Source organism: Bradyrhizobium sp. USDA 4501, from assembly GCF_054062115.1.
Map to the genome: position 1 here is coordinate 7752343 of NZ_JBSSEX010000001.1, position 24625 is coordinate 7776967.

The 24625-nt window shown below is 64.0% G+C and carries 23 protein-coding genes and 2 tRNA genes; 17 read left to right on the forward strand and 8 right to left on the reverse strand.

Annotated elements, in window-relative coordinates; translation table 11 throughout:
- Nucleotides 1-4 precede the first annotated feature (4 nt).
- The gene (locus ACVWZM_RS35825; RefSeq protein ID WP_076828565.1) at nucleotides 5-838 is read right to left on the reverse strand and encodes a DUF72 domain-containing protein; all 834 of its coding nucleotides are present in this window, start codon (nucleotides 836-838) and stop codon (nucleotides 5-7) included.
- 139 nt (nucleotides 839-977) lie between these two features.
- Between ACVWZM_RS35825 and ACVWZM_RS35830 the strand changes: the two genes are divergently transcribed.
- The 7 genes from ACVWZM_RS35830 to ACVWZM_RS35860 all read left to right on the forward strand — a co-directional run bounded on the left by ACVWZM_RS35830 (nucleotide 978) and on the right by ACVWZM_RS35860 (nucleotide 8471).
- Entirely contained in the window at nucleotides 978-1349 is a 372-nt protein-coding gene (locus tag ACVWZM_RS35830) for a hypothetical protein (RefSeq protein WP_028339943.1), read from the forward strand.
- Between the two features lie 67 nt (nucleotides 1350-1416).
- Nucleotides 1417-1623 (forward strand): hypothetical protein, encoded by a 207-nt coding sequence (locus tag ACVWZM_RS35835; protein ID WP_057018442.1) that lies wholly within the window; start codon nucleotides 1417-1419, stop codon nucleotides 1621-1623.
- A 248-nt stretch (nucleotides 1624-1871) separates the two neighbouring features.
- Nucleotides 1872-3005: a glycosyltransferase gene (locus ACVWZM_RS35840; RefSeq protein WP_076828534.1), complete on the forward strand. Its 1134-nt coding sequence runs from the start codon at nucleotides 1872-1874 to the stop codon at nucleotides 3003-3005.
- 7 nt (nucleotides 3006-3012) lie between these two features.
- A complete protein-coding gene (locus ACVWZM_RS35845; RefSeq protein ID WP_456855764.1) occupies nucleotides 3013-4515 on the forward strand; it encodes a glycosyltransferase family 39 protein in 1503 nt (500 codons plus the stop codon).
- Nucleotides 4516-4593: 78 nt separating this feature from the next.
- Nucleotides 4594-5289, forward strand: a complete 696-nt coding sequence (locus tag ACVWZM_RS35850) for a DUF899 family protein (RefSeq protein WP_076828538.1) — start codon at nucleotides 4594-4596, stop codon at nucleotides 5287-5289.
- Nucleotides 5290-5619: 330 nt separating this feature from the next.
- Nucleotides 5620-6852, forward strand: coding sequence for a tlde1 domain-containing protein (locus tag ACVWZM_RS35855; protein ID WP_456855765.1), 1233 nt, complete (start codon nucleotides 5620-5622; stop codon nucleotides 6850-6852).
- A 122-nt stretch (nucleotides 6853-6974) separates the two neighbouring features.
- Nucleotides 6975-8471 (forward strand): AMP nucleosidase, encoded by a 1497-nt coding sequence (locus ACVWZM_RS35860; protein ID WP_057018446.1) that lies wholly within the window; start codon nucleotides 6975-6977, stop codon nucleotides 8469-8471.
- Nucleotides 8472-8493: 22 nt separating this feature from the next.
- Here ACVWZM_RS35860 and ACVWZM_RS35865 read toward each other — a convergent pair whose 3' ends face one another.
- Entirely contained in the window at nucleotides 8494-9087 is a 594-nt protein-coding gene (locus tag ACVWZM_RS35865; protein WP_028336826.1) for a cysteine hydrolase family protein, read from the reverse strand.
- Nucleotides 9088-9210: 123 nt separating this feature from the next.
- Between ACVWZM_RS35865 and ACVWZM_RS35870 the strand changes: the two genes are divergently transcribed.
- The 6 genes from ACVWZM_RS35870 to ACVWZM_RS35895 all read left to right on the forward strand — a co-directional run bounded on the left by ACVWZM_RS35870 (nucleotide 9211) and on the right by ACVWZM_RS35895 (nucleotide 16545).
- Nucleotides 9211-10050: a LysR family transcriptional regulator gene (locus ACVWZM_RS35870; RefSeq protein ID WP_253639487.1), complete on the forward strand. Its 840-nt coding sequence runs from the start codon at nucleotides 9211-9213 to the stop codon at nucleotides 10048-10050.
- Between the two features lie 204 nt (nucleotides 10051-10254).
- A tRNA-Phe gene (locus ACVWZM_RS35875) sits at nucleotides 10255-10326 on the forward strand.
- 2 nt (nucleotides 10327-10328) lie between these two features.
- Nucleotides 10329-10395: transfer RNA gene (locus ACVWZM_RS35880), tRNA-Ile, on the forward strand.
- Between the two features lie 338 nt (nucleotides 10396-10733).
- Nucleotides 10734-11885, forward strand: a complete 1152-nt coding sequence (locus ACVWZM_RS35885) for an SPFH domain-containing protein (protein ID WP_456855766.1) — start codon at nucleotides 10734-10736, stop codon at nucleotides 11883-11885.
- Between the two features lie 225 nt (nucleotides 11886-12110).
- Complete coding sequence (locus ACVWZM_RS35890; RefSeq protein ID WP_456855767.1) at nucleotides 12111-15473, forward strand: adenylate/guanylate cyclase domain-containing protein; 3363 nt, start codon at nucleotides 12111-12113, stop codon at nucleotides 15471-15473.
- A gap of 334 nt (nucleotides 15474-15807) precedes the next feature.
- Entirely contained in the window at nucleotides 15808-16545 is a 738-nt protein-coding gene (locus ACVWZM_RS35895; protein ID WP_083715044.1) for a Crp/Fnr family transcriptional regulator, read from the forward strand.
- 18 nt (nucleotides 16546-16563) lie between these two features.
- Here ACVWZM_RS35895 and ACVWZM_RS35900 read toward each other — a convergent pair whose 3' ends face one another.
- The 4 genes from ACVWZM_RS35900 to groES all read right to left on the reverse strand — a co-directional run bounded on the left by ACVWZM_RS35900 (nucleotide 16564) and on the right by groES (nucleotide 20372).
- The gene (locus tag ACVWZM_RS35900) at nucleotides 16564-16761 is read right to left on the reverse strand and encodes a hypothetical protein (protein ID WP_057018449.1); all 198 of its coding nucleotides are present in this window, start codon (nucleotides 16759-16761) and stop codon (nucleotides 16564-16566) included.
- A 39-nt stretch (nucleotides 16762-16800) separates the two neighbouring features.
- Nucleotides 16801-17016 (reverse strand): hypothetical protein, encoded by a 216-nt coding sequence (locus ACVWZM_RS35905; RefSeq protein ID WP_028352345.1) that lies wholly within the window; start codon nucleotides 17014-17016, stop codon nucleotides 16801-16803.
- 1355 nt (nucleotides 17017-18371) lie between these two features.
- Nucleotides 18372-20012 carry a chaperonin GroEL gene (groL, locus tag ACVWZM_RS35910; RefSeq protein ID WP_076830236.1) on the reverse strand — a complete coding sequence of 547 codons (1641 nt, stop codon included), beginning with the start codon at nucleotides 20010-20012 and terminating at the stop codon, nucleotides 18372-18374.
- 45 nt (nucleotides 20013-20057) lie between these two features.
- A complete protein-coding gene (groES, locus tag ACVWZM_RS35915) occupies nucleotides 20058-20372 on the reverse strand; it encodes a co-chaperone GroES (protein ID WP_021077770.1) in 315 nt (104 codons plus the stop codon).
- Between the two features lie 395 nt (nucleotides 20373-20767).
- On the opposite strand from groES, the gene ACVWZM_RS35920 reads away from it, so the two are divergent.
- On the forward strand, nucleotides 20768-21058 hold the full coding sequence (locus tag ACVWZM_RS35920) for an usg protein (protein ID WP_026192965.1): 291 nt from the start codon (nucleotides 20768-20770) through the stop codon (nucleotides 21056-21058).
- 100 nt (nucleotides 21059-21158) lie between these two features.
- A complete protein-coding gene (locus ACVWZM_RS35925) occupies nucleotides 21159-21725 on the forward strand; it encodes a cupin domain-containing protein (RefSeq protein WP_076830233.1) in 567 nt (188 codons plus the stop codon).
- 310 nt (nucleotides 21726-22035) lie between these two features.
- Here the strand turns inward: ACVWZM_RS35925 and ACVWZM_RS35930 are convergent, their stop codons facing one another.
- The gene (locus ACVWZM_RS35930) at nucleotides 22036-22998 is read right to left on the reverse strand and encodes an HWE histidine kinase domain-containing protein (protein WP_244558904.1); all 963 of its coding nucleotides are present in this window, start codon (nucleotides 22996-22998) and stop codon (nucleotides 22036-22038) included.
- A gap of 390 nt (nucleotides 22999-23388) precedes the next feature.
- Between ACVWZM_RS35930 and ACVWZM_RS35935 the strand changes: the two genes are divergently transcribed.
- Entirely contained in the window at nucleotides 23389-23778 is a 390-nt protein-coding gene (locus ACVWZM_RS35935; protein ID WP_076830227.1) for a response regulator, read from the forward strand.
- A 5-nt stretch (nucleotides 23779-23783) separates the two neighbouring features.
- Nucleotides 23784-24194 carry a response regulator gene (locus tag ACVWZM_RS35940; protein WP_456855768.1) on the forward strand — a complete coding sequence of 137 codons (411 nt, stop codon included), beginning with the start codon at nucleotides 23784-23786 and terminating at the stop codon, nucleotides 24192-24194.
- Between the two features lie 49 nt (nucleotides 24195-24243).
- Here the strand turns inward: ACVWZM_RS35940 and ACVWZM_RS35945 are convergent, their stop codons facing one another.
- Entirely contained in the window at nucleotides 24244-24555 is a 312-nt protein-coding gene (locus tag ACVWZM_RS35945; RefSeq protein ID WP_076830221.1) for a hypothetical protein, read from the reverse strand.
- Nucleotides 24556-24625 lie beyond the last annotated feature (70 nt).

Below are 24625 nucleotides of genomic sequence, written 5' to 3' on the forward strand. Positions count from 1 at the left end.
TCGCTCACTTCACCCGTTCGATCAGTTCCATCGCGCCGGCCGGCGCGCGGACCTTGCCCTCGTGGATCACATAGGCGAACACGTCGCGCGGCGCCTTCTTGGGCGCGGTCTTCTCGACCTTCGGCAGGTCGTCGGGCTCGCTGCCGGCGGCCCAGTCCTGAAACCGCTTGGCCCAGGCGTCGAGCTGCTTCGGCGGATAGCAGGTCTTCAATTCGTCATTGCCCTTCTGCAGCCGCGCATAGACGAAGTCGCTCGCGACGTCGGCGATCGCCGGATATTTGCCGTGCTCGGCGAACACCACCGGTACCTCGTGCTCGCGAATCAGGGCGACGAATTCGGGCACGCAAAAACTGTCGTGGCGGACCTCGACGACGTGGCGCAGCGCGCGGCCGTCGAGCTTGCGCGGCAGCAGCTCGAGGAACTTGCCGAAATCGGCGCCGTCGAACTTCTTGGTCGGCGCGAACTGCCAGAGCACCGGCCCGAGCCGGTCCTTCAGCTCCAGCACGCCTGAATCATAGAACCGCTTCACCGAATCGCCGGCTTCGGCGAGCACGCGGCGGTTGGTGGCGAAGCGCGGCCCCTTCAGCGAGAAGATGAAGCCGTCGGGTACTTCGCTGGCCCATTTGCGAAAGCTCTCCGGCTTCTGCGAGCCGTAATAGGTGCCGTTGATCTCGATCGAGGTCAGCTTGGAGGCGGCGTAGGACAGCTCCTTCGCTTGCGCGAGCTTCTCCGGATAGAACACCCCGCGCCACGGCTCGAAGGTCCAGCCGCCGATGCCGATATAGATGTTGCCTGCGTCGGTCTTGGTTTTGGTCGCCTTGGTGGGAGCTTTGGCCACGACTGCACTCATCGTGAGGGAGGGAACAGGAAGCAAGACTAATCAAAATAATCGTGATTGGCCAGTTTGCCAGATCGGCACGGCGGCGCTTATCGTCGCTGTCGCTCTTCGCTACGATGCGCCGAAATGGAGAACAACAATGCGCATGCTGGTTGCGGCCGCCCTCTTGATCATGTCCTCCGCCGCCATATCCTCCGCTGCAATGGCCGATGAGGTCGACGATGCGCACAAGCTCGCGATCACCGGCCGCGACGCCTACTGGAATTGTCTCGCCCGCGAATATCCCCGCGACAGCAACAAGGCGATGTCCGACCAGGAGTTCACCTCGCTGATCGCCAATGTCTGTCCGTCGGAGCGGCAGAACTTCCGTGTGTCGCTGATCGACTTCCTGTCGCTGCAATTTCCGAAGCAGGACGCCGACGCGAATCTGACGACCGCCAACCGTGCGATCGAGCTCGCGCAGAAGGACATCGTGACCGCCTTCACCCGGCGCAGGGCCGCGGCCAAATAGGTTCCCAAATCCTGTTGCGGCCGGCCGATTTTTGATATCAATCCGCGCAGGCGAGGGGATCATCGGCATGAGATCACAATCGACGGCAGGTTTCTTGGGCGCACTGGTCGCGGCCGTCGCGCTGGCGGCGGCGTTCATCTACGGGCCGTCGCCGAGCCAGCTCCGTAACCCGACCCGGTCCGCCGCACAGCCGCAGGCGGCTCCAGCTGCCGAGGCCGCGCCGGCAGCCCCGGCGCCACGCGGCCCGGTGATCCGGGAAGTCCCGAACAACTAGCGCCTCCTGCGCCCCTTGCGGACCGCCTGGGACCTTCCTATCTTGCTTCCAACGGCGACGTTGCAGCTTCAGGGCTCCGGCGCCGGACGACCACGACATTGATTGGCTGCGCCGGATGTACGCGCGCCCCTTGTTCGTGGTCGTTGGCATTTTCAGGGGTGTTTTGCCCCGTTTTCCCGCTTTCCGAGCGTGCGTTTGGGTCGGCCTGCCTTGGCAGCGGGAGAGGCTGCGGCTATACGCTGGCGCTCATGAACCAAGCCATCAAGCCGAGCCCCGAAACCTCATCGCAGGCAGCAAGCTTGCCGCTGCTTTCGGTGGTCGTCCCGACCTTCAACGAACGCGACAATGTCACGGTGCTGTACCGCCGGCTCGACGCGATCCTGAAGGACGTGTCCTGGGAAGTCATCTTCGTCGACGACAATTCGCCCGACGGAACCTGGGACGTGGTGCGCGCGCTGGCGCGGAAGGATTCCCGCGTGCGCTGCATCCGCCGGATTGGCCGGCGCGGCCTGTCCGGCGCCTGCATCGAGGGCATTCTGGCCTCGAGCGCGCCCTATGCCGCGGTGATGGACGCCGACCTGCAGCATGACGAGACCCAGCTGCCGAAGATGGTGGCGCTGCTGCAGAGCGGCGAGGCCGAGCTCGTGGTCGGCAGCCGCTACATCGAGGGCTACAAGGCCGACGGCTTCAACAAGCAGCGCGCCGGTGCCAGCGCGTTCGCCACCGAGATCGCGCGCCGCGCGCTGAAGGTCGAGATCGCCGACCCCATGAGCGGCTTCTTCATGATCCGCCGCGACCGTTTCGAGCAGCTCGCGCCGCAGCTGTCGACGCAGGGCTTCAAGATTCTGCTCGACGTCGTAGCGACTGCGGAGGGCAAGCTGCGCGCGGTCGAGATTCCCTACACGTTCGGTGCCCGCCAGCATGGCGAGAGCAAGCTCGACTCCATGGTCGCGCTCGACTTCCTCGGTTTGGTGCTGGCGAAGCTGACCAATGATCTGATCTCGCTGCGCTTCATTTTGTTCGCGGCGGTCGGCGGGCTCGGCCTGGTGGTGCACCTCACCGTGCTGTTCATCGCGCTCGAACTGTTCAAGGCGCCATTCCCGGAGGCCCAGGCCACCGGTGCGATCGTCGCCATGACCAGCAATTTCATCCTCAACAATTTCCTGACCTATCGCGATCAGCGGCTGAAGGGCTTTGGCATCCTGCGCGGCCTGCTGCTGTTCTATCTGGTCTGCAGCGTCGGCCTGCTCGCCAATGTCGGCGTCGCGTTCTCGGTCTACGACCAGGAGCCGATCTGGTGGCTGGCGGGCGCAGCCGGCGCGCTGATGGGCGTGGTGTGGAATTACGCGATGTCCGGGCTGTTCGTCTGGCGCAAGCGATGACGGTGGCATGAACGCGGACGAGGCGCGGCTGGCCCGAAACACCGCGCTTGCGGTGTGCGCGCTGGTCGTGTTGCGGCTGGCCGCCGCTGCATGGACGCCGCTGACTTTCGACGAAGCCTATTACTGGATGTGGTCGAAGTCGCTCGCCGGCGGCTATTACGACCATCCGCCGATGGTGGCGGTGGTGATCCGGCTCGGCACCATGATCGCGGGCGATACGCCGTTCGGCGTGCGGCTGGTGTCGATCCTGCTCGCACTGCCGATGAGCTGGGCGATCTACCGGGCGGCCGAGATCCTGTTCGGCGGCCGGCGCATCGCCGCGAGCGCAACCATCCTGCTCAATGTCACGCTGATGGCCGCCGTCGGCACGCTGATCGTGACGCCAGATGCGCCGCTGCTGGTCGCTGCCAGCCTCCTGCTGTACGCGCTGGCAAAGGTGCTGGAGAGCGGTCGCGGCGAATGGTGGCTTGCGGTCGGCGCCAGCGCCGGCGCGGCGCTGCTGTCGAAATACTCGGCGCTGTTCTTTGGTCCGGCGATCCTGATCTGGCTTGCGATGGTGCCGAAGCTGCGGCGCTGGTTTCTGTCGCCCTGGCTCTATCTCGGCGGCCTGGTCGCGCTCGGCCTGTTCAGCCCGGTCATCCGCTGGAATGCCGACCATCACTGGGTGTCGTTCATCAAGCAGATGGGCCGCGCGCGGATCGAGGATTTCCGGCCGACCTACATCGCCGAGCTGATCCCGACCCAGTTTGCGTTCGCAACGCCATTGGTCTTCATCCTCGGCGTGATGGGCCTGTACGCGCTCTATCGGCGCCGCGCCGGCGCGCTGGAGGCGCGCGTGCTGGTCAACACGATGTTCTGGACCATCGTCGTCTACTTCACCTGGCACGCATTGCATGCGCGGGTCGAGGCCAACTGGTTCGCGCCGGTCTATCCCGCCTTTGCCGTAGCGGCCGCGGTCGCGGCAGTCCAGGTGCAGTGGGCGCCGCGCGAGCAGCGCACGGTCGATTTCTGCCGCCGCTGGGCCGCGCCCCTCGGCGTCGTGCTGTTCGCGCTGCTGATCGTGCAGGCCAACACCGGTTTGCTCTCGGGCTACCGCCGCGACGCCACCGTGCGCAGCGTCGGTGTCGGCTGGCCGGAGCTTGCGGACGAGATCGAGGCGACCCGCGTGCGGACCGGCGCGAGCTGCGTGCTGGCGGCGGATTACGGCACCACCGGCTGGCTCGCCTTCTATCTCCCCAAGGGCACCTGCGTCGCCCAGCAGGGCCAGCGCATTCGCTGGATCAACATGTCAGAGCCGAGCCCTGAGCAGTTGTCCGGCAAGCTGCTCTATGTGCATGAGGTCGAGCAGGCGATGCCGGCCTCGCTGCGCGACAATTTCGCCCATATCGAAACGGTGGCCGAAGCCAAGCGCATGCGGGGGCCGCTGACCATCGAGACCTACGCGCTCGACCTGCTGGAAGGCGCAAAGGGCGAGATCCTCGACCGTTCCTCGCCGCCGGAACTGCAATAAATCCTCGCCGTTGAGTGTCGGATCGTCCGGGGCCGGCTCGTCTTCCAGACAGCCCGTCAACCACGCGAGGTTCCAACCATGACCAGTTCCGTCCTCAAGCCCGCCACCGAGCTCGCCACGACCAATGTTAGGCGCTTTCCCAATGAGAGCGCCGAGTATCGCCGCGCCCGCCAGGAATTGCTCGTCGAAGAGATCGAGCTGCGCCGGCATATCGAGCGCGTCGCCGCGCTGCGCCGCGCATTGCCGCCGGGCGGCGAGGTGGCCAAGTCCTATGAGTTCATCGGAGAGGCCGGTGCGACATCGCTCGCCGATCTGTTCGGCAGCAAGCCGACCCTCATCATCTACAGCTACATGTACGGCCCGCAGCGCGAGAAGCCGTGTCCGATGTGCACATCGTTCATGGGCACGTGGGAGGAGAAGCTGCCCGATATCGAGCAGCGCGTGTCGTTCGTGTTCGTGGCGCGCTCGCCGATCGCACGCCTGATCGAGGCGAAGAAGGCGCGCGGCTGGACGCGTCACAGGATCTACTCGGATGCATCGGGCGATTACACGCGCGACTATGTCAACAAGGATGACAGCGACCTGCCGGGCTACAATGTCTTCACACGCCACAACGGCACGATCCGTCATTTCTGGGCCGGCGAAATGGGGGCGGGCACGATGGACCCCGGCCAGGACCCGCGCGGCGCGCCGGACATGGATCCGCTGTGGACCTTGCTCGACACGACGCCTGAAGGACGCGGCAAGGACTGGTATCCGAAGCTCAGCTACTGAGAGATGGTTTTTGCTCGATCCCCGCGCGATTACGGGGCGATCTGCAAGGAAATTCTCCCCTGAATATATTCCGGTATGCCGCGCTGGAGCGGCATACCGGAATGTCCCATGATGGGACAGAAAAGCCGCTTTGGCGGTCCAATGTCATCTTAAAAAAGCCCTACGCCACAGGCACTTCCCGCGCTGCAGGGGATCGCATCCGGTTAAGACGCATTTAACTAAAAGTCGCCTTAATGGCCGTCTGTGCCCCCGCGCGACGTTGAGCCGAACACCCGTTCGACCCCGCGTCGAGTGAGGGACAAAGGTGGACCTGTTTTGAGCGCCGGGCGTATGGGTACGAGTGCGTATGTTCTTGGGGCGCCAAGCCGCAAGAAATCCTCCCGAAAAATTCTCCCACAGCATTTCCTCGGCAGCGCCGCGGTGGCGGGGCTGGTGCTTGGCTGCGCCTGGACCGTCTACGCCAACATTTTTGCGGCGAGCGTCTATCCCTCCGTGGGCAATGCGTCGTTCGATGCGCCGGTGGTGAAGCGGCCCGTCGCGGTCGCTGCGCGGCCGACGCCTGCCTTCAACGAGGTGTTCGCGTCCCTGACGCCAGCACCGGCGGCGCCCGCGAAGACCGAGGTCGCGAAGTCGGAAGCACCGGCATCGTCGCTTATGTTTAACGATCGGTTTGCGGCCGCCTCGCCCGAGGGCGTCGCATCCAGCGTCGTGGCTGACGCCGCATCGCAGATCGACCCGATCAAGCAGGCCGCTGCGCCCAAGGTCGCCGAAGCGGCGAGGGCGGTCGCCTCCGCGGAGCTTGCCGAGACATCGAAGGCGTTGCCGGCGCCGAAGTCGGTCGAGACCGCCAAGAAGCAGGCCGCCGCCAATCTGAAGGTGGCGCTCAACGATCCCGCTGCGGACGTTCAGCCCAAGGGGGCCGATAAGGCGTCCGAGGCGAAGCCTGCCGAGTCCAAGCAGGCTGCGAAATCCGGCGGCGTTCGCGACATGGCCGCGCGCGCCAAGGCCGCGGTGATGTCGATCGCATCGAACGAGCGGCAGACCATGGTCGAAAAACTGTGGGGCAAGCGGGAGTCGAGCGGCGGACTGCTCTCCTTCGCTTCAGCCGACGCGAACGTGACCGGCAGCATCCCCTCGACGTTGGACCAGAACCCGATGCTCGGCGGCTCGCCGCCCTATGACCGTCAGACCGCAGTCTACGACATCTCGGCCAAGACCGTGTACCTGCCCGATGGCACGCGCCTCGAGGCGCATTCGGGCCTCGGCTCCAGGCTCGACGACCCCAGATCCTCGCATCTGAAGATGGTCGGCGTGACGCCACCGCACATTTACGAACTCAAGCCGCGCGAGGCGCTGTTCCACGGCGTGCCGGCACTGCGGCTCAATCCGATCGGCGGCGAGGGCAAGATCTTCAACCGCGACGGCCTGCTCGCGCACACCTTCATGCTCGGTCCGAACGGCGACTCCAACGGCTGCGTCTCGTTCAAGGATTATTACGCGTTCCTCGACGCCTACCGTAACAAGGGCATCCGCCGTCTCGCGGTGCTCGCGCGGATTCAGTAGTCAGAGCGGGCAGCGGCCCACCGCTGCGGCCTGATCGACGTCTGGAACCCGATGCCATAGTCGCTATATTGTGCTGATCCAGGGCGAGTCCAAGCTCGGCAACGGATCTGGTGCAAGCGAACATGTCTCCTACACCCTCCATCGAAACCCCGCCGCCGATCACGACCGAAGCGTTCGTCGATGCCGCCGCGGCCGTTGCCCGCCTCGAAGAGATCTACGTGCGCAACACTGAATTCCTGCGCAATCGCTTTGAGGCCTATGTCAACGGCGTGCCGTTCACGACGCGGGTGCGGGCACATTACCCGTTCGTCCGCATCACGACCTCGTCGCATGCGCGGCTCGACTCGCGGCTTGCCTACGGCTTCGTCGCAGGACCCGGCGTCCACGAGACCAGCATCACGCGCCCCGATATCTTCCGGACCTATCTCACCGAGCAGATCGGGCTTCTGATCAAGAACCATGGCGTGGCGGTCGAGATCGGCGAGTCGAACGAATCTATCCCGATCCATTTCGCCTATCGCCGCGACATCAATATCGAGGCGGCGCTGACCATCGCCGACAGTTCGGCGTTCACAAGGTCGCTGCGCGACATCTTCGATACGCCCGATCTCGCGGCGATGGACGATGCGATCGCCGACGGGACCTTTGAGCTGACGCCGGGCGTGCCGGAGCCGCTGGCGCTGTTCCGCGCGGCGCGGGTCGATTACTCGCTGCGCCGGCTCTACCACTACACCGGCACCGACCCGGAGCACTTCCAGAATTTCGTGATCTTCACGAACTACCAGTTCTATGTCGATGCCTTCGTGCAGCTTTCCCAGCAGCGCCTTGCGTCGGGCGAGGCCGGTCTCGAGGCCTTCGTCGCGCCCGGCAATGTGATGACGCACAATGCGCGGCTCGGCGGCGGCATCACCGGGACCCCGTCCGAACGCGTCCCGCAGATGCCGGCCTTTCATCTGGTCCGGCCCGGCTATCGCGGCATTACCCTGATCAATATCGGAATCGGTCCGTCCAATGCGCGCAACATCACCGATCACGTCGCGGTGCTGCGGCCGCATGCCTGGCTGATGATCGGGCACTGCGCCGGACTGCGCAACACGCAGCGGCTCGGCGATTATGTGCTCGCCCACGGCTATGTGCGCGAGGACCACGTGCTCGATCACGAGCTGCCGCTCTGGGTGCCGATCCCGGCGCTTGCGGAGATGCAGGTCGCGCTTGAGGAAGCCGTCGGCGAGGTGACCGGGCTCACCGGCTTCGAGCTCAAGCGGCTGATGCGCACCGGCACGGTCGCCAGCGTCGACAACCGCAACTGGGAGATCAGCGGGCCGCAGGTGATCCGGCGCATGTCGCAGTCGCGCGCGGTCGCGCTCGACATGGAATCGGCGGCGATCGCCGCCAACGGCTATCGCTTCCGCGTACCCTACGGCACGCTGCTATGCGTCTCCGACAAGCCGCTGCACGGCGAGATCAAACTCGCAGGCATGGCCAGCGAATTCTACCGCCAGCGCGTCGGCCAGCACCTTGAGATCGGTCTCAAGGCGCTGGAGCGGCTCAAGCAGCAGGAATCCGAACGCCTGCATTCGCGCAAGCTGCGCAGCTTCGCCGAGGTCGCGTTTCAGTAGCGAACGCAGAGCGGGGCGGCCCTCAGGCAAGCGCGTTGCCGCGGGCGATGATCGCGAAGCGGTCGGACAGTTCGGCGAGCGCGACGTCGTGAATCAGCCTTGCGGCAATCGTGCCGCCGACGCCGTCGGGCAGGTCGCGGGTGGCGCAGCTGTCGGCGTCGATCGTGGTGCGGAAGCCGAGATCGAGCGCGGCGCGGGCCGTCGAGCTCACGCACATATGCGTCATGAAGCCGGCCAGCACCAGCTCCTTGCGGCCGGTCGCGGCAAGCTGCGCGTTGAGGTCGGTGCCGGCGAACGCGTTCGGCAATTGCTTCTCGATCACGATCTCGCCCGGCCGCGGCGCCAGCGGCGCGACGATCGCGCCACGCTCCGCGCTGCGGTCGAACAGGCTGCCCGGCTGGCCCTTGTGCGCGATGTGGATGATCGCGGCGCCGCTTTCACGGGCGCGCGCGAGCAATGCGGTGGCGCGCGCAATCGCCGGGTTGGCGTCGGGCAGCGCCAGCGGACCGGCCAGATATTCGTTCTGGATATCGATCAGCACCAGGCAGCTGTCGCCGAGGCGGGGCGGGGTGAGGTCGATACCGGCAAGCTGCATCAATGTCTTGGCTGACGTCATGGTCTCTCTCCAGCGGATGTATCGCCGAAAACATAGCCCGGGATCGGCCTGCCGTTATGCAGGGATACTGCAGCCGGTGGCTGCGTTATTGCAGGTGGCCGCCGTGCGATGTAGCCTGCCGCCATGAACTGGGACGATCTTCGCATCATCGCGGCCGTCAGGGATGAGGGCACTTACGCGGGCGCCAGCGCGCGGCTGCGCATCGACGAGACCACGGTCGGGCGCAGGCTGGCGCGGATCGAGCGCGCGCTCGGCCTGCGCCTGTTCGAGGCCGTCGATGGCGTTCGCAAGCCGACCCGGCAGTGCGACATGGTGCTCGCGCATATTGAGGCGATGGCCGCGCATGCCGAGGAGATCGGCCGGATCGGCGAAAGCCTGCCTGGTCCGGTCGGGCGGCTGCGCATCGCCTCCACCAGCGCGATCGCCGAGGAGGTGCTGGCGCCGCGCACAAGTGAATTCCTGCGCGCCCATCCAGGCCTGACGCTGCAGTTTCTGACGTCGAGCGACAATGTAAAATTCTCGCGCTGGGAGGCCGATCTCGCGATCCGCTTGCGCAAGCCGGACAAGGGCGACTTTGCGATCTCGAAGCTTGCCGAGGTCAGGTTGTATTTCTTCGAGCCGGCCGCGACGACAGCGGGCGAAGCGATGCTGTGCGCCTATCCCGACGAGCTTGGAGGGATTCCGGAAATGCAGTTCCTGCGCGCGAAGCGGCTTCGCGCGCGCTGCGTCACCGACAATGTCCGGATCATCCACACGCTGATTCAGTCGCATCACGCGGTCGGCGTGTTGCCGGAGCACAGCTGTGCCGACCTGCTGACCGACCAGCGTTTGCGCGCCACGCTGCTGCCGAAGCGACGCGACGTCTGGCTCCTGGTGCAGAACCATCTCAAGCGCGACGCGGCGACGCGCGTCACCATCGACTGGCTGCGCGCCTGCTTGCAGGATGCCACGCAGAGGGGGTGAGGTGCCCTCGCAATGACGGGACGTGCCGCGACGCGTGGGTCACAGCAGCGCCCCGTCATGAAAAAATCACACGCAGCCCTCTTGCAACCCGGACGTGCTTCGTCTATTAGCCCGCTCCTTCGCTTCGGCCACGGGTTCGGGCTCGTTGAGATCCCGACTGGCGCGAGCCGCTTTGCGGTGTCGTGTTCCGCCGAAATGAAGATCGCGAGATGAAGCTCCTGGTCGAGCGTCGGGGATGAAGTCCCGAAGGCATCGGTTCGAATCCGGTCTCTCACAAAGGATAGCTCAGTTGGTTAGAGCAGGTGAATGATACTCATCGGGTCGCGGGTTCGATTCCCGCTCCAAGCGCTCCGTTTCAGCCTGTAAAGCTGATACCTCTGAAGGGGACCGGACGCGCGTTTCAGTCGCAGTCCGGCCGTCCTGCCGCAAGGCATTTCGTCCGAACATCGACACTGTGAGACCGGCTTTGCGCCGCGGTGGATACCGCTTGCGCTGATGCCGGGTGGCTCCGCTCGGCCGCGCGACATTCGTCGCGCGAACGCGCGCGTGCGCCCGTCATCGCGCAAGCCTTAAGCCACGGCCCGCTTGGCTGACAGGAAGCCGCGTTCGCGTCCTCACGTCCTTTGCCAAATGCAACCCGCTCTCAGGCCCATGGGCCTGATGGCAAACGATGGAGGCGTGTCATGACCTGGCACTTCTTGACGACCAATTTGACGGTGAAGGATGGCGAGCGCGCGTTGCTGACGCGCAACGGCCGGCTCGAGCAGGTGCTCGCGCCCGGACGTCACCGCCTGTTCGATCCCCTGCATCAGCTCAAGGCCGAGCTGTTCAGCGTCGTGCGGACCGAATTCCCCGCGGATCGCTTCGCGGTGATCAAGGCCGCGCGGCCTGATCTCGCCGACGAGCTGTTCGAGGCGGTGGAAACCCGCGCGAACGAGATCGCGATCGTCAGCCTCGACGGCCGTCCCGTGCAACTGATGACGCCTTGGCAGACGCGCGTGTACTGGAAGATCGCGACGTCGGTCGTGGTCGAGCGCATCGACGTCACCAGCGATCCCAGGGTCACGGCACGCCACCTCGCGATGATCCAGCCCAACCGGGCCGGCGTCATCACCGAGGCGGTGGTCGAGAACCACGAGGCCGGTCTGCTCACGGTCGAGGGCAAGCTGGTCGAGCGGCTCGCGCCCGGCCGGCACGCGTTCTGGATCGCGGGCCGCAAGATCGAGGTCAAGCGCCTCGATTTGCGTCCCCAGGCGGTCGAGATCACGGCGCAGGAGATGCTGACCAAGGATCGCATCGCGCTGCGCGTAACGCTGACCGCGTTCCGCCGGATCGTCGATCCCGAGCGGGTCGTGGCAACGGTGCCCGACGTGGATGCGTGGCTGTACCGCCTGGTGCAGTTCGCGATCCGCGAGGCGGTGGCCGGCCGCACGCTGGACGAGGTGCTGTCCGCGAAGACGGCGCTCGATACGGAGCTTCGCGACTTCGTCCGCGATCGTGTCGCGGACAGCGGCGTCGAGGTCACCGAGCTCGGCGTGAAGGACGTGATCCTGCCCGGCGAGATCCGCGAGCTGGTCAACAAGGTGGTGGAGGCGGAGCGGGTGGCGAAGGCCAACCTGATCCGCCGCCAGGAGGAGACCGCGGCGACGCGTTCGCTCCTGAACACCGCCAGGCTGATGGAGGAGAACCCTCTGCTGCTGCGGCTCAAGGAGCTGGAGTCGCTCGAGCGTCTGGTCGAGAAGGTCGGCCGCATCGACCTGCATGCGGGGGAGGGCCAGGGCCTCGATGCGCTGCTGACCAAGCTGGTGCGTCTCAAGGCGCCCGAGAGCGCGTAAGACAGGAAGGGCCGCCCACGGGCGGCCCTTCGATTTTTTCGCCGGGACGGACCGCCGGCACTCGTACGAATGTTAGCGTGCAGACGGCTGTAACCGGGCACCGCCACTGCACAATTCGCATCTCCTGCGTCACGCCGCAAAACAGAGGTGCCACTCCGGTCAGATTGCGATAACGTTCATGCACCGTGGTCCATTCGGCCAGCCGTCAACCCGTCGGTGAAGCCAGTGCAGCAGATTGCGGAATGGCTCGAGAAGCTGGGACTTGGGCAATACGCGCTGCGTTTTGCCGAGAACGGGATCGACCTCGGCGTTCTTCCCGAACTGACGGATGAAGACTTCGACAGGCTCGGCGTCCTGCTCGGCCATCGCCGCAAGATGCTGCGCGCGATCGCCGATCTCAATCAAGCCGAACTGATCGCCGCGCCGGTTTCACCGCACGATGCCGAGCGCCGCCACCTCACCGTGATGTTCTGCGACCTGGTCGGCTCGACGGCGTTATCGGCACGTCTCGATCCCGAGGACATGTGGGAGGTGATCCGCGCCTATCGCGCGGCCTGCGCGCAGGTGATCACGACATATGACGGCGCCGTTGCCAGATTTATCGGCGATGGGATCCTTGCTTATTTCGGCTATCCCCGCGCCCACGAGGATGATGCGGAGCGCGCGGTGCGCGCCGGCCTCGACGTCATCGCCGCAATCGGCAAGCTCGAGACCCGCGCGGACGAGGGGGTTGCGGTGCGGATCGCAATCGCGAGCGGGCTCGTCGTGGTCGGCGACCTCGTCTCCGGCGGCGCGTCGGAGGAGCAGGCGCTGGTCGGCGATGCGCCGAACATCGCCGCGCGGCTGCAAAGCCTGGCGGAGCCGGGCGTGGTCGTCGTGGCGGCCTCGACCCGCCGGCTGCTCGGCAATTTGTTCACGCTGCGCAACCTCGGCCGCCGCGAGGTCAAGGGCATCTCCGAGCCGATCGCGGTGTGGGCCGTCGAAGGCGAGCCGGCATCGGAAAGCCGTTTCGAGGCGGTGCGCACCGCGCGCTCGATCGGCTTCGTCGGCCGCAAGGCGGAGATCGAATTTGCGCTGTCGCGCCAGCAACTGGCGTGGCAGGGCCAGGGCCAGGCCGTGCTGATATCGGGCGAAGCGGGTATCGGCAAATCGCGCATCGTGGCGATGCTCTCCGACAGCCTGGCGCCCGGAACACACCGCCGTGTGCGGTATCAATGCTCGCCCTATCACACCAACAGCGCGCTGCACCCCTTTGTCGGCCAGCTCGAGCGTGCCGCCGGCATCAGGTCGGAAGATGCGCCGGAGCAGAAGCTGGACAAGCTCGAAGCCATGCTGGCGCTCGGCACGCAGCACGTGCCCACCGTGACACCGCTGATCGCAGCGCTGCTGTCGATCCCGACCGGCGAGCGCTATCCGCCGCTCGGCCTCAGCCCGGCGCAGCAGCGGCGGCAGACATTCGCAGCGCTGCTCGACCAGCTCGAGGGCCTCGCCCGGCAGCAGCCGGTGCTTGTCGTCTGCGAAGACGTGCATTGGGCCGATGCCACGTCGCTCGAGCTGCTCGACCTCGCGGTCGACCGGATCAGGGGGCTGCCGATCCTGATGCTCATGACGTTCAGGCCGGAGTTCGAGCCGCCATGGGCGGGGCTCGCCAATGTCAGCCTGCTGCGGCTCGATCGGCTCGACCGGCAGGATACGCGCGCGCTGATCGAGCAGGTGACCGTCGGCCGGTTGCTGCCCGGCGAGATGATGGCGCAGATCGTCGAGCGGACGGACGGTGTCCCGCTGTTCGTCGAGGAGCTGACCAAGATGGTCATGGAGTCGGGGCTGCTGGTCGAGAATGCCGGGCGCTATCGCCTCGACAATCCGCTGCCGCCGCTGGCGATCCCGGCAACGCTGCAGGACTCGCTGATGGCACGGCTCGACCGGCTGGCGCCGGTCAAGGAGGTGGCGCAGATCGGTGCCGCGATCGGCCGTGAGTTCTCATATGCGCTGCTGCGCAGCGTGGCAGGGCGCGACGATCTGACGCTTGCCGCGGCGCTTGCCCAGCTCGAAGAGGCCGAGCTGCTGCTGCGCCGGGGCGTGCCGCCGGACGCAAGCTACAGCTTCAAGCACGCGTTGGTCCAGGAAGCGGCTTACGAGAGCTTGCTCAAGAGCCGCCGGCAATTGCTTCACAAGCATATCGGCGATGTGTTGCGCGACAAGTTTGCCGAGATGGCCGAGATCGAGCCGGAAGTCGTCGCCTACCATTTCACCGAGGCAGGGCTCGGCGAGACCGCGCTGGCGTGGTGGCGCAAGGCCGGTCAGCAGGCGCTGAAGCGCTCGGCCTATTGCGAGGCGATCGCGCATCTCGGCAAGGCGGTCGCCATCGCCGATGAACTGCCCGACGAGCCGGATCGGATGATCGGCCGGCTCCATCTGCAAATCGCCTACGGCCGCGCGCTGCGGGGCAGTCTCGGGCACAGCGCCCCCGAGACGGTCGCCGCCTGGACCCGCGCCCGGCAGTTCGCCTCCGATATCGATGATCCGATCGAAATGGCGCCGATCCAGTCGGGCCTCTTCAACGCCTGCTTGACCCACGGCGAGCTCGCGCCGATGCGGGAGTTGGCGGAGGCGATCATGGGCGCAGCGGAGCGGCACCCGCAGTCGCCGGTGGCGAGCGTCGTCGCGCGCTGGACCAGCGGGGTAACCTGCTGGTTCGCGGGCGAGTACCTGAACGCGGGCATCCATCTCGAGCAGGCCTTCGCGGCCTATGCGACCGAGCCGGATCCGGCAACCTTCAAGGCGTCGACGCTCGACTTGCCGTTCGTCATCATGAGATTTCTCGCCCTGGTGCTTTGGCCGCGCGGCGAGATCGATCGGGCCCGGCAGCTCGCGGGCGCCGCGGTGGACGTCGCCGGGAAACAGCGCGCGCTCGCGCGCGCCAATGCGCTGGTTCACAAGGCCGTCTTCGACGGGCTGTGCGGCAGCAGGTTGCGTCAGACCGAGACGATCCTGGCCCTGGGCCTGGCGCGCGACCACACGATGCCGTTGTATGTCGCCGCCGGCACCTATCTCAACGGTCTGGAGAAGTGGCGTGCCGGCGACCGCGCCGCAGGTCTCGCGGAGATGCAGCGTGGCTGGTCGTTGCTTCATGAGAACGACTGCTACCTCTGTGAACCGTTCTGGGGATTGCAGATTGCCGTGGCGAATGCGGAGGCCGGGCATGTCGATGCCGGGCTCGACATCATCAATGAGTTGATCGAGGCGACGGAGCAGTCCGGGCAGCACTGGCTGGATGCCGAGCTGTACCGCGTGCAGGCTGGGCTGCTGTCGCATCGTCACAGCCCCGACATGTCCGGCGCCGAGGATGCCTTCCGTCGTGCCCTCGAGATTGCTCGAAGGCAGCAGACCAGGACGTTCGAGCTGCGCAGCGCGCTGGGACTTGCACGTCTTTACAGCCGCAGCGGCCGCGCAGAGGAGATATCTCAATTGCTGGCGCCGGTGCTCGCCGGTTTCGATCCGGCGCTTGATCTCGCCGAGATCAAGGACGCGCAGGAACTGCTCACGCAGGCGCATCGGTGGCCGGACCGCCACTCGCGCGCGTCTTGACGGGTGCCGCAGCGGCGGCGCGGTCGCACCGCGTCCGCCCACGCCCGCGCAGATGGTGAAAGAGAAGGGTCGGATCTGGCGCGCGGCGCGAGCGATGCGAAACTGGAACTGTTGGGTTCCCGAAGTTCTACGGTGTAACGATGCGCATTTTGCTATTGCGTCCGGCGGCGCATTTGCATCTAACTTTAAGGACGCCGCCGCGGAGAATTCCGCCTTGCGGTCAAGCGTTTGGAATATGTTTTTGATCCCGTGTTCGAGTGAGTATGCTGTGCGACCCTTGACGTTCCCGCAGGTGAGCATTTCCGGTGGAACTTGTAATCGCCTTCTCGCGACATTGTCGCCGGCGGATCTGGACCTCCTGAGACCCGAACTTGAGACCGTTGCGCTCGAACAGGATGCAGTCCTGGCGCGCGCCGGTGACGAGATCGACCACGTCTTCTTTCCTCACAGCGGCGCGATCCTGTTGATGATCGACATGGCGGATGGGCAGACGGTCGCAACCGGCGTGGTCGGATGCGACGGGGCCGTGGGCAGTCTTTCGGTTCTCGGAGCCTCGCCGTCAGGCATTACCGCCGTCGTTCGTGCGGCTGGTACCGCCTCGCGGGTTCCGGCGGCGCGCTTTCACGCCGCTTTCGGGCGCAGTCCGGGGATTCGGCAGGCAATCCAGAAGCACGTCAGATCGATGCTGATCCAGTTTCAGCTCGGCTCCGCTTGCAATGCGCTCCACCCGGTCGAGGCGCGGATGGCGCGCTGGCTGCTTCAGCTTCGCGACCGCGTCGACAGCGACGTCCTCCCGCTGACCCAGCAAGCGCTGTCGCAAATCCTCGGCGTGCGACGAACGACGGTGACCTTGCTGATGGGCAATCTGCGCAAGCGCGGTGCGATCAGGTCAGATCAACGAGGCCAGATCGAGATCGACCGGGCGCGGCTATTGGCGGCGGCGTGCGAATGCCATCGCGTCATGCGTATCGAGGCCGAGGAGATCTTCTCGGGCGACAGGGTTCGAACGCGAGGAATGGCGCCGGCTAACGATCCGGGTATCCCGGAAATCGAGGCTGACGACGCCGTGTGAGCGCGTTCCCTGCTGCGATCAGCTTCCCGGCCGCCGATCAAGCTCCCGTGTCGGGGAGGATACCCTTTCGAGCTCCGCAATCTCACGCAGCACCTTTGCGGTCTCGCGCAACTCATTGCGCTTCGGACCGGGCTTCAGCCGTCGTGCTTCATCGAGAAAGTCCTTGGCCTGCAGCAGCCAGGCAGATGTTTCGGTCGAGATCTGTACCTGCGCCATGGTGTCCCTCCATCGCGGTCGTCAAAAGTGGTGGCCATTTCAGGCCGGTGAACCGCCGCCGCGGCGCCGCCGCACGCGGATGCTCGGCTCATCGACCCAGGCGTCCCGCGCAAACCAGGCGTGATCCGCGCGGCAAAATGGACAGGGCGTGCGCGAGAAGAACACGGTACTGCGTCGAAAGCTCTCGCGATCGGTCTTGATTCCGGTGGAAATCGCGTGCCCGGTTTGCGGACATCTGACCATCACCATGCCCATGAGCGCCTCCCTCCCATATTGCCTTTTGCTTTTTGCCTGTTGCCTTGCAGAATAGTCCGGCCGGTTGGATTGGCCCGATCGGTGCGCGGGGTAGTTGGGGGGCATCGCGCACCTGCGGCGGTTGACGGAGCATCGGGCAGTGGGGGCTGCATGCTCTCGTCACTGGGCTTCTTCCAACCGGCCAGGTCCCTCCTTGAACGAATCCTCGATGTGACTTCAACGCCGCTTCTTCAGGCGGCTCGGCTGAAAACCTTGTCGCTTTCGCTCACTGCACTGCCTCCCTCGCAAGTGAAAGCATTCTCCGCAACGCTTGCCCGCGTCACGGGAGCTGACGCTCCGTGCTCAATTCAGATTGTTGGAGTGAACTTCGATCTTGTCCCGAAGCTACTGTGGGGGACGAAGATGACGCTGTCGGTTCGGTTTGCGACTCTCGCACGAAATTTTTTTTGAAATTGTCAACTCAGACCAACGTATGTTTACGGAGAGTGTTGTGCATAACCTGCATGCCGTGAGCAATGTGAGGCGCCTGCATCAGCGCGAGGTTGTGGAAGTATTCGCATTGGCCGCGCTGCGGTAAGTCGCCCGGCGAGCCTGCCCCAAACAAAAACCCCGGCATCGCTGCCGGGGTTTTGCGTGTGTGCCGAGCATGACCGGCAGCTTGGAGGTGGAAGTCCTCTATCCAACCTGATGACGGTGAAGGATTAGCGAAGCGCAAGGGCGTCATCGCGAGGTGGGGTCTGAAGGAAGCGTGGAGCAAAGCCGCGGCCCGATGGACAAAAACCGGATAACGAGGCCTACCCGGCCGGACGAGCGAGCACGTGATCGCGAAGTCCACGGTCATCAAGGGGCGGGGTGGTAAATCCGGCGGGCGTGCGGCGAAGGCGGTCGATCTTACCTCGGGAGATCTGCGCTGCGTCTCGGCAACGAGACTGAGGTCGTCGTAAGGCGATCTGACCGCAGTGCAGAAGTCAGCAGAGGGCATAGTAGGCGGAACGAGTTTCGCCGAAGGCCTGAACGCTGGAAGTGACGAGTAGATGCAGCGATATCGCATCGGCCATGCGACTGAATTCCGGGCAACTGGCCTCGGAACGGCGGGAAGGGGTGAAACCCTGACTGACGCTGATCAGAGGAGTCGAAGCTGGCGCGACGATTGCTGACACCCAAACTACGGCGGCAACAGAACAACTCTTGCCGCTTAATCCAGCGAACCGCCGTATACGGACCCGTATGTACGGTGGTGTGGGAGGGGAGGGCTGCGAGGCTCCCCCCTATCCCGATTTCGTTGTCGTTGAGCGAGATCCCGGCTCTGCGGTGCACCGCTTCGCGCTGCACCGCGTCCGGGACGACTTCGTCGCTTAGAAGTCCATGCCGCCCATGCCGCCGCCCGGAGGCATCGCGGGGCCGCCGGCGTTCTTCTTCGGCAGCTCGGCAACCATCGCTTCCGTGGTGATCAGGAGCGCGGCAACCGAGGCAGCGTTCTGGATCGCGGTGCGCACGACCTTGGTCGGGTCGATGATGCCCTTCTTGACGAGGTCGGCATAGTCGCCGGTCTGGGAGTCGAAGCCGTAATTGTAGGTCTTGTTCTCCAGGATCTTGCCGACGATGACCGAACCGTCTTCACCGGCGTTGATCGCGATCTGGCGAGCGGGAGCCGACAGCGCCTTGCGCACGATCTCGACGCCGGTCTTCTGGTCGTCGTTCTTGGTGCGCAGGCCCTTGAGCTGCTCGGAGGCACGGAGCAGGGCGACGCCGCCGCCCGGGACGATGCCTTCCTCGACAGCCGCACGGGTCGCATGCATCGCGTCATCAACGCGATCCTTGCGCTCCTTCACCTCGACCTCGGTCGCGCCGCCGACGCGGATCACCGCGACGCCGCCCGCGAGCTTGGCGAGACGCTCCTGCAGCTTCTCACGGTCGTAGTCCGAGGTGGTCTCCTCGATCTGCGCCTTGATCTGGGCAACGCGGGCGTCGATGTCGGCCTTCTTGCCGGCACCGTTGACGATCGTGGTGTTCTCCTTGTCGATCATCACCTTCTTGGCGCGACCGAGCATCTGCAGCGTGACGTTCTCGAGCTTGATGCCGAGGTCTTCCGAGATGGCCTGGCCGCCGGTCAGGATCGCGATGTCCTGCAGCATGGCCTTGCGGCGATCGCCGAAGCCCGGAGCCTTGACGGCCGCGACCTTCAGGCCGCCACGCAGGCGGTTGACGACGAGAGTGGCGAGAGCTTCGCCTTCGACGTCCTCGGCGACGATGACCAGCGGCTTGCCGGTCTGCACCACGGCCTCGAGCAGCGGCAGCAGCTCGTTCAGCGAGGAGAGCTTCTTCTCGTTGATCAGGATGTAGGCGTCGTCCATCTCAACGCGCATCTTGTCGGCGTTGGTGACGAAGTAGGGCGAGATGTAGCCGCGGTCGAACTGCATGCCCTCGACGACGTCGAGCTCGGTCTCGAGCGACTTGGCTTCCTCGACCGTGATCACGCCCTCGTTGCCGACCTTCTTCATGGCGTCGGCGAGGAACTTGCCGATCTCGGCATCGCCATTGGCCGAAATGGTGCCGACCTGGGCGATCTCCTCGTTCGAGGTGACCTTCTTCGAGTTCTTCTGGAGGTCCGCAACGACGGCTTCGACCGCGAGGTCGATACCGCGCTTCAGGTCCATCGGGTTCATGCCGGCGGCGACCGACTTGGCGCCTTCCTTCACGATCGCCTGGGCGAGCACGGTTGCCGTGGTGGTGCCGTCGCCGGCCGCGTCAGCGGACTTGGAGGCGACTTCGCGCACCATCTGGGCGCCCATGTTCTCGAACTTGTCGTCGAGCTCGATCTCCTTGGCGACGGTGACGCCGTCCTTGGTGATGCGGGGAGCGCCGAACGACTTCTCGAGCACCACGTTGCGGCCCTTCGGACCGAGGGTGACCTTCACCGCGTTGGCGAGAACGTCGACGCCGCGCAGCATCTTGTCGCGCGCCTCGACGGAGAATTTGACTTCTTTAGCTGCCATCTGAGTTTTTCCTTGAGAGATTTAACCTGGGAGGGAGGGAGGCGCTTAGGCCGCCTTCTTCTTGGAAGCGGGGACGTCGAGCACGCCCATGATGTCGCTTTCCTTCATGATCAGCAGGTCTTCGCCGTCGATCTTGACCTCGGTGCCCGACCACTTGCCGAACAGGACGCGGTCGCCGACCTTGACGTCGATCGGGATCAGCTTGCCAGCTTCATCGCGGCCGCCCGGGCCAACGGCGATGACTTCGCCCTGGGAGGGCTTTTCCTTGGCACTGTCCGGAATGATGATGCCGCCAGCAGTCTTCTCTTCGGCGTCGATACGCTTGACCACGACGCGGTCGTGAAGCGGACGGAATTTCATGCAGTCCTCCTAAACATTTGTAGATGCTCTAGATTTTTGGAGAGTTAGCAGTCCAGTCCAGCGAGTGCCAGACTGGTTGGGCAGGAGATAGGCCAAGCCTTGGCGGCGGGCAAGTGCCTCTAGCAGAAAAATTGGCACTCGTGAGTACCGCCTGCCAAGAGGATGCCGAGATCATTTCGGCATCCTTAATGCCGCCCAAGAGGGGTTGCCGGGGCTATTAGCAGATGCGGTAAGCTGCTGCCAACGCAAGAAATTTCAACAACCTATTAAACATTTAGGCTTGAGATGGGTTAGTCGCGTGCGTCACATTTCTCTCATGTGAGCGCATCCATTGCCGGTGGTCCGGCGGGGGAGGTCGGCCACCACGTGAATGCGCTCCGTCACAGGAGGTTGGCATGGTCTCGCGAGTTGGTGGGGTTGTTTCCGACGATTTCCGGAAGCAGTTGCTGGGGTACGGGCTGACGACGGCGCAAATCCTCTATCGGATGCCGGATCACCCCTCGTTGCTGCAGACCTATGTCTGGCAGAACTACGACCTGTTTCCGAAATTTCCGGCGCTGCAGGATTTCCTCGCGTTCTGGCAGGCGAAGCTCGAAGGCCCGCTGTTTTCGGTGACGGTGGCGCATTCCAAGCTGGTTAAGCCGGCCGAGCTGCGTGCCGTCGACGGCGTGTTCCGGCTGCATTGATCAGCAAACGTAGCAGGGCGCGGCTCTGCGCCTTTGCTCGCCTCGCGGCGCGCGACTTGTGTTAGCCTCTCTCCGTCACAAAAAGACGGGAGGCGAAACAATGGCCAAGAAGACGGCATCAAGATCGGCAGCCAAGACCGCGGTGAAGAAGAAATGGTCGGGGCTTGGCGCAGGCGCCAAGAAGACGTCCGCGAAATCGTCCGCGCGCAAGACCATCAAGTCGAAAGGCCGCGTCCCGGCGGCCAAGAAGAGCGCGCCGAAAGCCGCAGCCAAGGCGTGGCCGAAGCAGCGCGTCGCGATCAGCCATCACCGCGAAGAGGACTTCAAGGCCGACGGGCTGCGCGCCTACGCCAAGTACCGCGACCTCGGCATATCAGCCGCGTCGCATGGCCTCGCGCAGGCACATGTCATCCGGCTGCAGGGACCGTGCAATCCCGATGAAGTGTCGAAGCTGCACTTCCACGATGTCGACTTCCAGATGGTCTATGTGCTCAAGGGCTGGGTGAAGACCTACATGGAAGGCGAGGGCGAGACGCTGATGCAGCAAGGCAGTGCCTGGACCCAGCCGCCGCGCATCCGGCACATGATCCTGGACTATTCCGACGACGTCGAACTGCTGGAAGTGATCCTGCCGGCCGAGTTCAAGACGGTGGAGCTGAAGGCGTAGTGCTCACGCACTCGTCGTGGCCGGGCTTGACCCGGCCATCCAGCTTGCTTCGCAAGATTCTCCTTGGTCGATGGATGCCCGGGTCAAGCCCGGGCATGACGATTTTCTAGCTAGGGCTGTGTACCCATAAAACCGTCGGCGTGACTCTACGTCCGCTTTGCCCCGATAGCGACCAAGTTCGTGCGGCAACGCAAGATGTCGCGATGGGCCAACTGCCGACGTTCCAAAGTGAATGAGACCACCAACAGTTATTCTGTCGGCGCTATTGGAGGAGCGGCGTCAAGTAGCCCGAAACAGACTATCCCCGCAATCAGACTGCAAGACGATCCAAAGGAATCGAAACCCTTAACCTGAGCCCGCTCGGTAACCAATCATATTCCACCTTGCCGCCCAGTTGAGCGGCAATGCTGCGCTCCGCAAGCACACTCCCAAAACCCTTTGCCGAAGGCGCAGCAACAATCACTGGGCCGCCTGTCTCTTCCCATTCAAGATGCAAGTCCCCGCCTTGCGTGTCCCATGCGATGTTTATTGAACCGGTTGGTTCCGACAACGCCCCATACTTGGCCGCATTCGTAGTGGTTTCATGCAGCGCGAGTGCGAGGCTTGTAACGGCCATAGCACCCACGGGGACAGCTGGTCCTCTTACCATGATGCGTTCGCTGGACGCGTCATCTTCATACGGCCGCAAGACCGTTCGCACCACGTCTCCCACCGTCGTTCGCTCGCTATGCGCCTCCGTACCCATGATTCCAGGACGGATCAGGTCCTTGGCCTGCATTAGAGCGTCGAGACGGCCTCGTAACGATTGAGCCATCTCTTGCGGAGTTCTGGCTGACCGAGCGCTCAGACTTATGATGCCATGGAAAACGGCAAACATGTTCTTCACGCGATGGTTTGCCTCCCGAGCGAGCAACCGTTGGCGTTCTTGCGCAATTACACGTTCGGTAGTCTCACTAACGATGCAGAGTACACCGCCAGTTTCGCCAGCCTCGTTCTGAACTGGAGAATACGAGATGTCGAAATAAACTGTCTCTGGGTAGCCGTGCCGCTCAATGTAGAAGGGGCGGTCCTTCGCGAAGACTGTTTCGCCGGTGTCGAGGACGCGCCTGAGAAGCGGTCCTAAATCGTCCCACAGCTCGGCCCAATTATCGCGTGCTGGTCGCCCAAGTGCCTTTGGATGCTTCTGACCTATCGTAGGAGCATAGGCGTCGTTGTAGAGAGCGACAAATTCGGCTCCCCAAAACAGCACGATTTGTGCTTTGGCCGGCAGCATAAGGCTCACCGCGCTCCTGAGGTGCGTTGGCCACCCAACGATTGGTCCCAAGCTGGTGCTGGACCAGTCGAAAGACCGGATGAGTGCGGCAGCTTCGCCCTCAGCCCGCGGAAAATCGCCTTTTACTTCTCGAACAGTGCCCATGGCGATCAACAAAGCAAACATTGGAATCGGGAACAATGGCCCACGAAACACTGATGTCAACAGAGCAACGACGAGATGGGCATAACGAGCTGTCGCAACGGGCCATAAGCAGTCATCAACCGCCGCTGTAGGTCGGCGGTCGGCCGAGAATGTTCCCGCCACGACGCCAAATTAGCAAAAGAACTCAATGGCTTGGAACGTTGCGCTCCTCTGTAGGTTGGCTGACCAGCATCCGAGGAGCCAACGATGGTCCCCCAAGCGCAGCAAAAGAGCGAACGGATCAGGGTTTTGTTCGTGGAGGACGAATGGTTCATCCGATTTGACGTAGCTGAGCAGCTTCGAGGCGCGGGGTTTGAGGTTATTGAGGCGAGGACCGCCGATGACGCGATGGACTACATCTCATCAGGCGAGCGGATTGACGCGCTGATAACCGATATCCGGATGCCCGGAACCCTTGATGGTCTGGAGTTGGCTGGGAAGGTCCGCGTCATGCAACCGATGCTCCTTATCCTCGTTGCCTCTGGAAGCACAGAATTGGAGAGCGCAGCGAGCCGCGTAGGTAGGTTCATCAGCAAGCCCTACGATCCCAGGCAGATCGCGATGCTGATCGCGGAGATGCTCGGCCCGGCGCTGTAGTAAGCATGCAAGCAACAACTGTATTGATCGTCGAGCAGGACGTGCTCGTGCGCCATCCGCTGGCGGAGTACCTTCGTGAGTGCGGCTATCGCGTGATGGAAGCAACTCAACACGATGAGGCACGTGAATGCCTCGAAGGCGGGAAACACTGTATTGAAGTCGCCCTGATCGACGTAGGCGGCGCCACCGGCTCTGGGTTTGCTCTTTCTGCGTGGATACGGAGCAACTACCCAACTGTGAAGACAATGCTGGGCGCGACGGTCGGCAAGGTCCTCGCGCTCGCGGGTGACCTTTGCGAGGAAGGCCCGCAGGCAGCGAAGAAGCTGAATTATAGCCCCGTGTTGGATCACATTCGCCAACTGCTCGCGACCCGGAAGCCGCCGAAAATCACCAGCCGCGATACCCGCGCAGGATAGGTGGCTGCAAACAGTGCGCTCATCGCGCTGCCTTCGGAATTCCCCATGATCACCGCTTGTGATGCGCCAATTGTTGTATCCATGATGGCGCGAACGTCGTCCATGCGTTGCTCAAGGGAAGGAGCAGCGGAATCCGGTCGGATAGTCCGTCGCCCCTTTTGTCGAATGTAGTGACACGCGCAAAGGCTGAAAGCCGCTGCAAGAATGCCGTATATCCGGACGTTTCGTGCTGAAAATCGACGTGCGAGAACCCACCAAGAACCATGATGATGTCGATAGGTCCTTCACCCATCACTTGACAGGCGATATTGACCTCGCCGCTCAGAGCATATCTGGTTTCGGCTAAGGCGAACTCTGACATCCGGTCGTCGCGAGACCCGACAATTCTCCTCGGCTGAACTATGGGGGTCAGCGGATAAAGTCACCTCAGA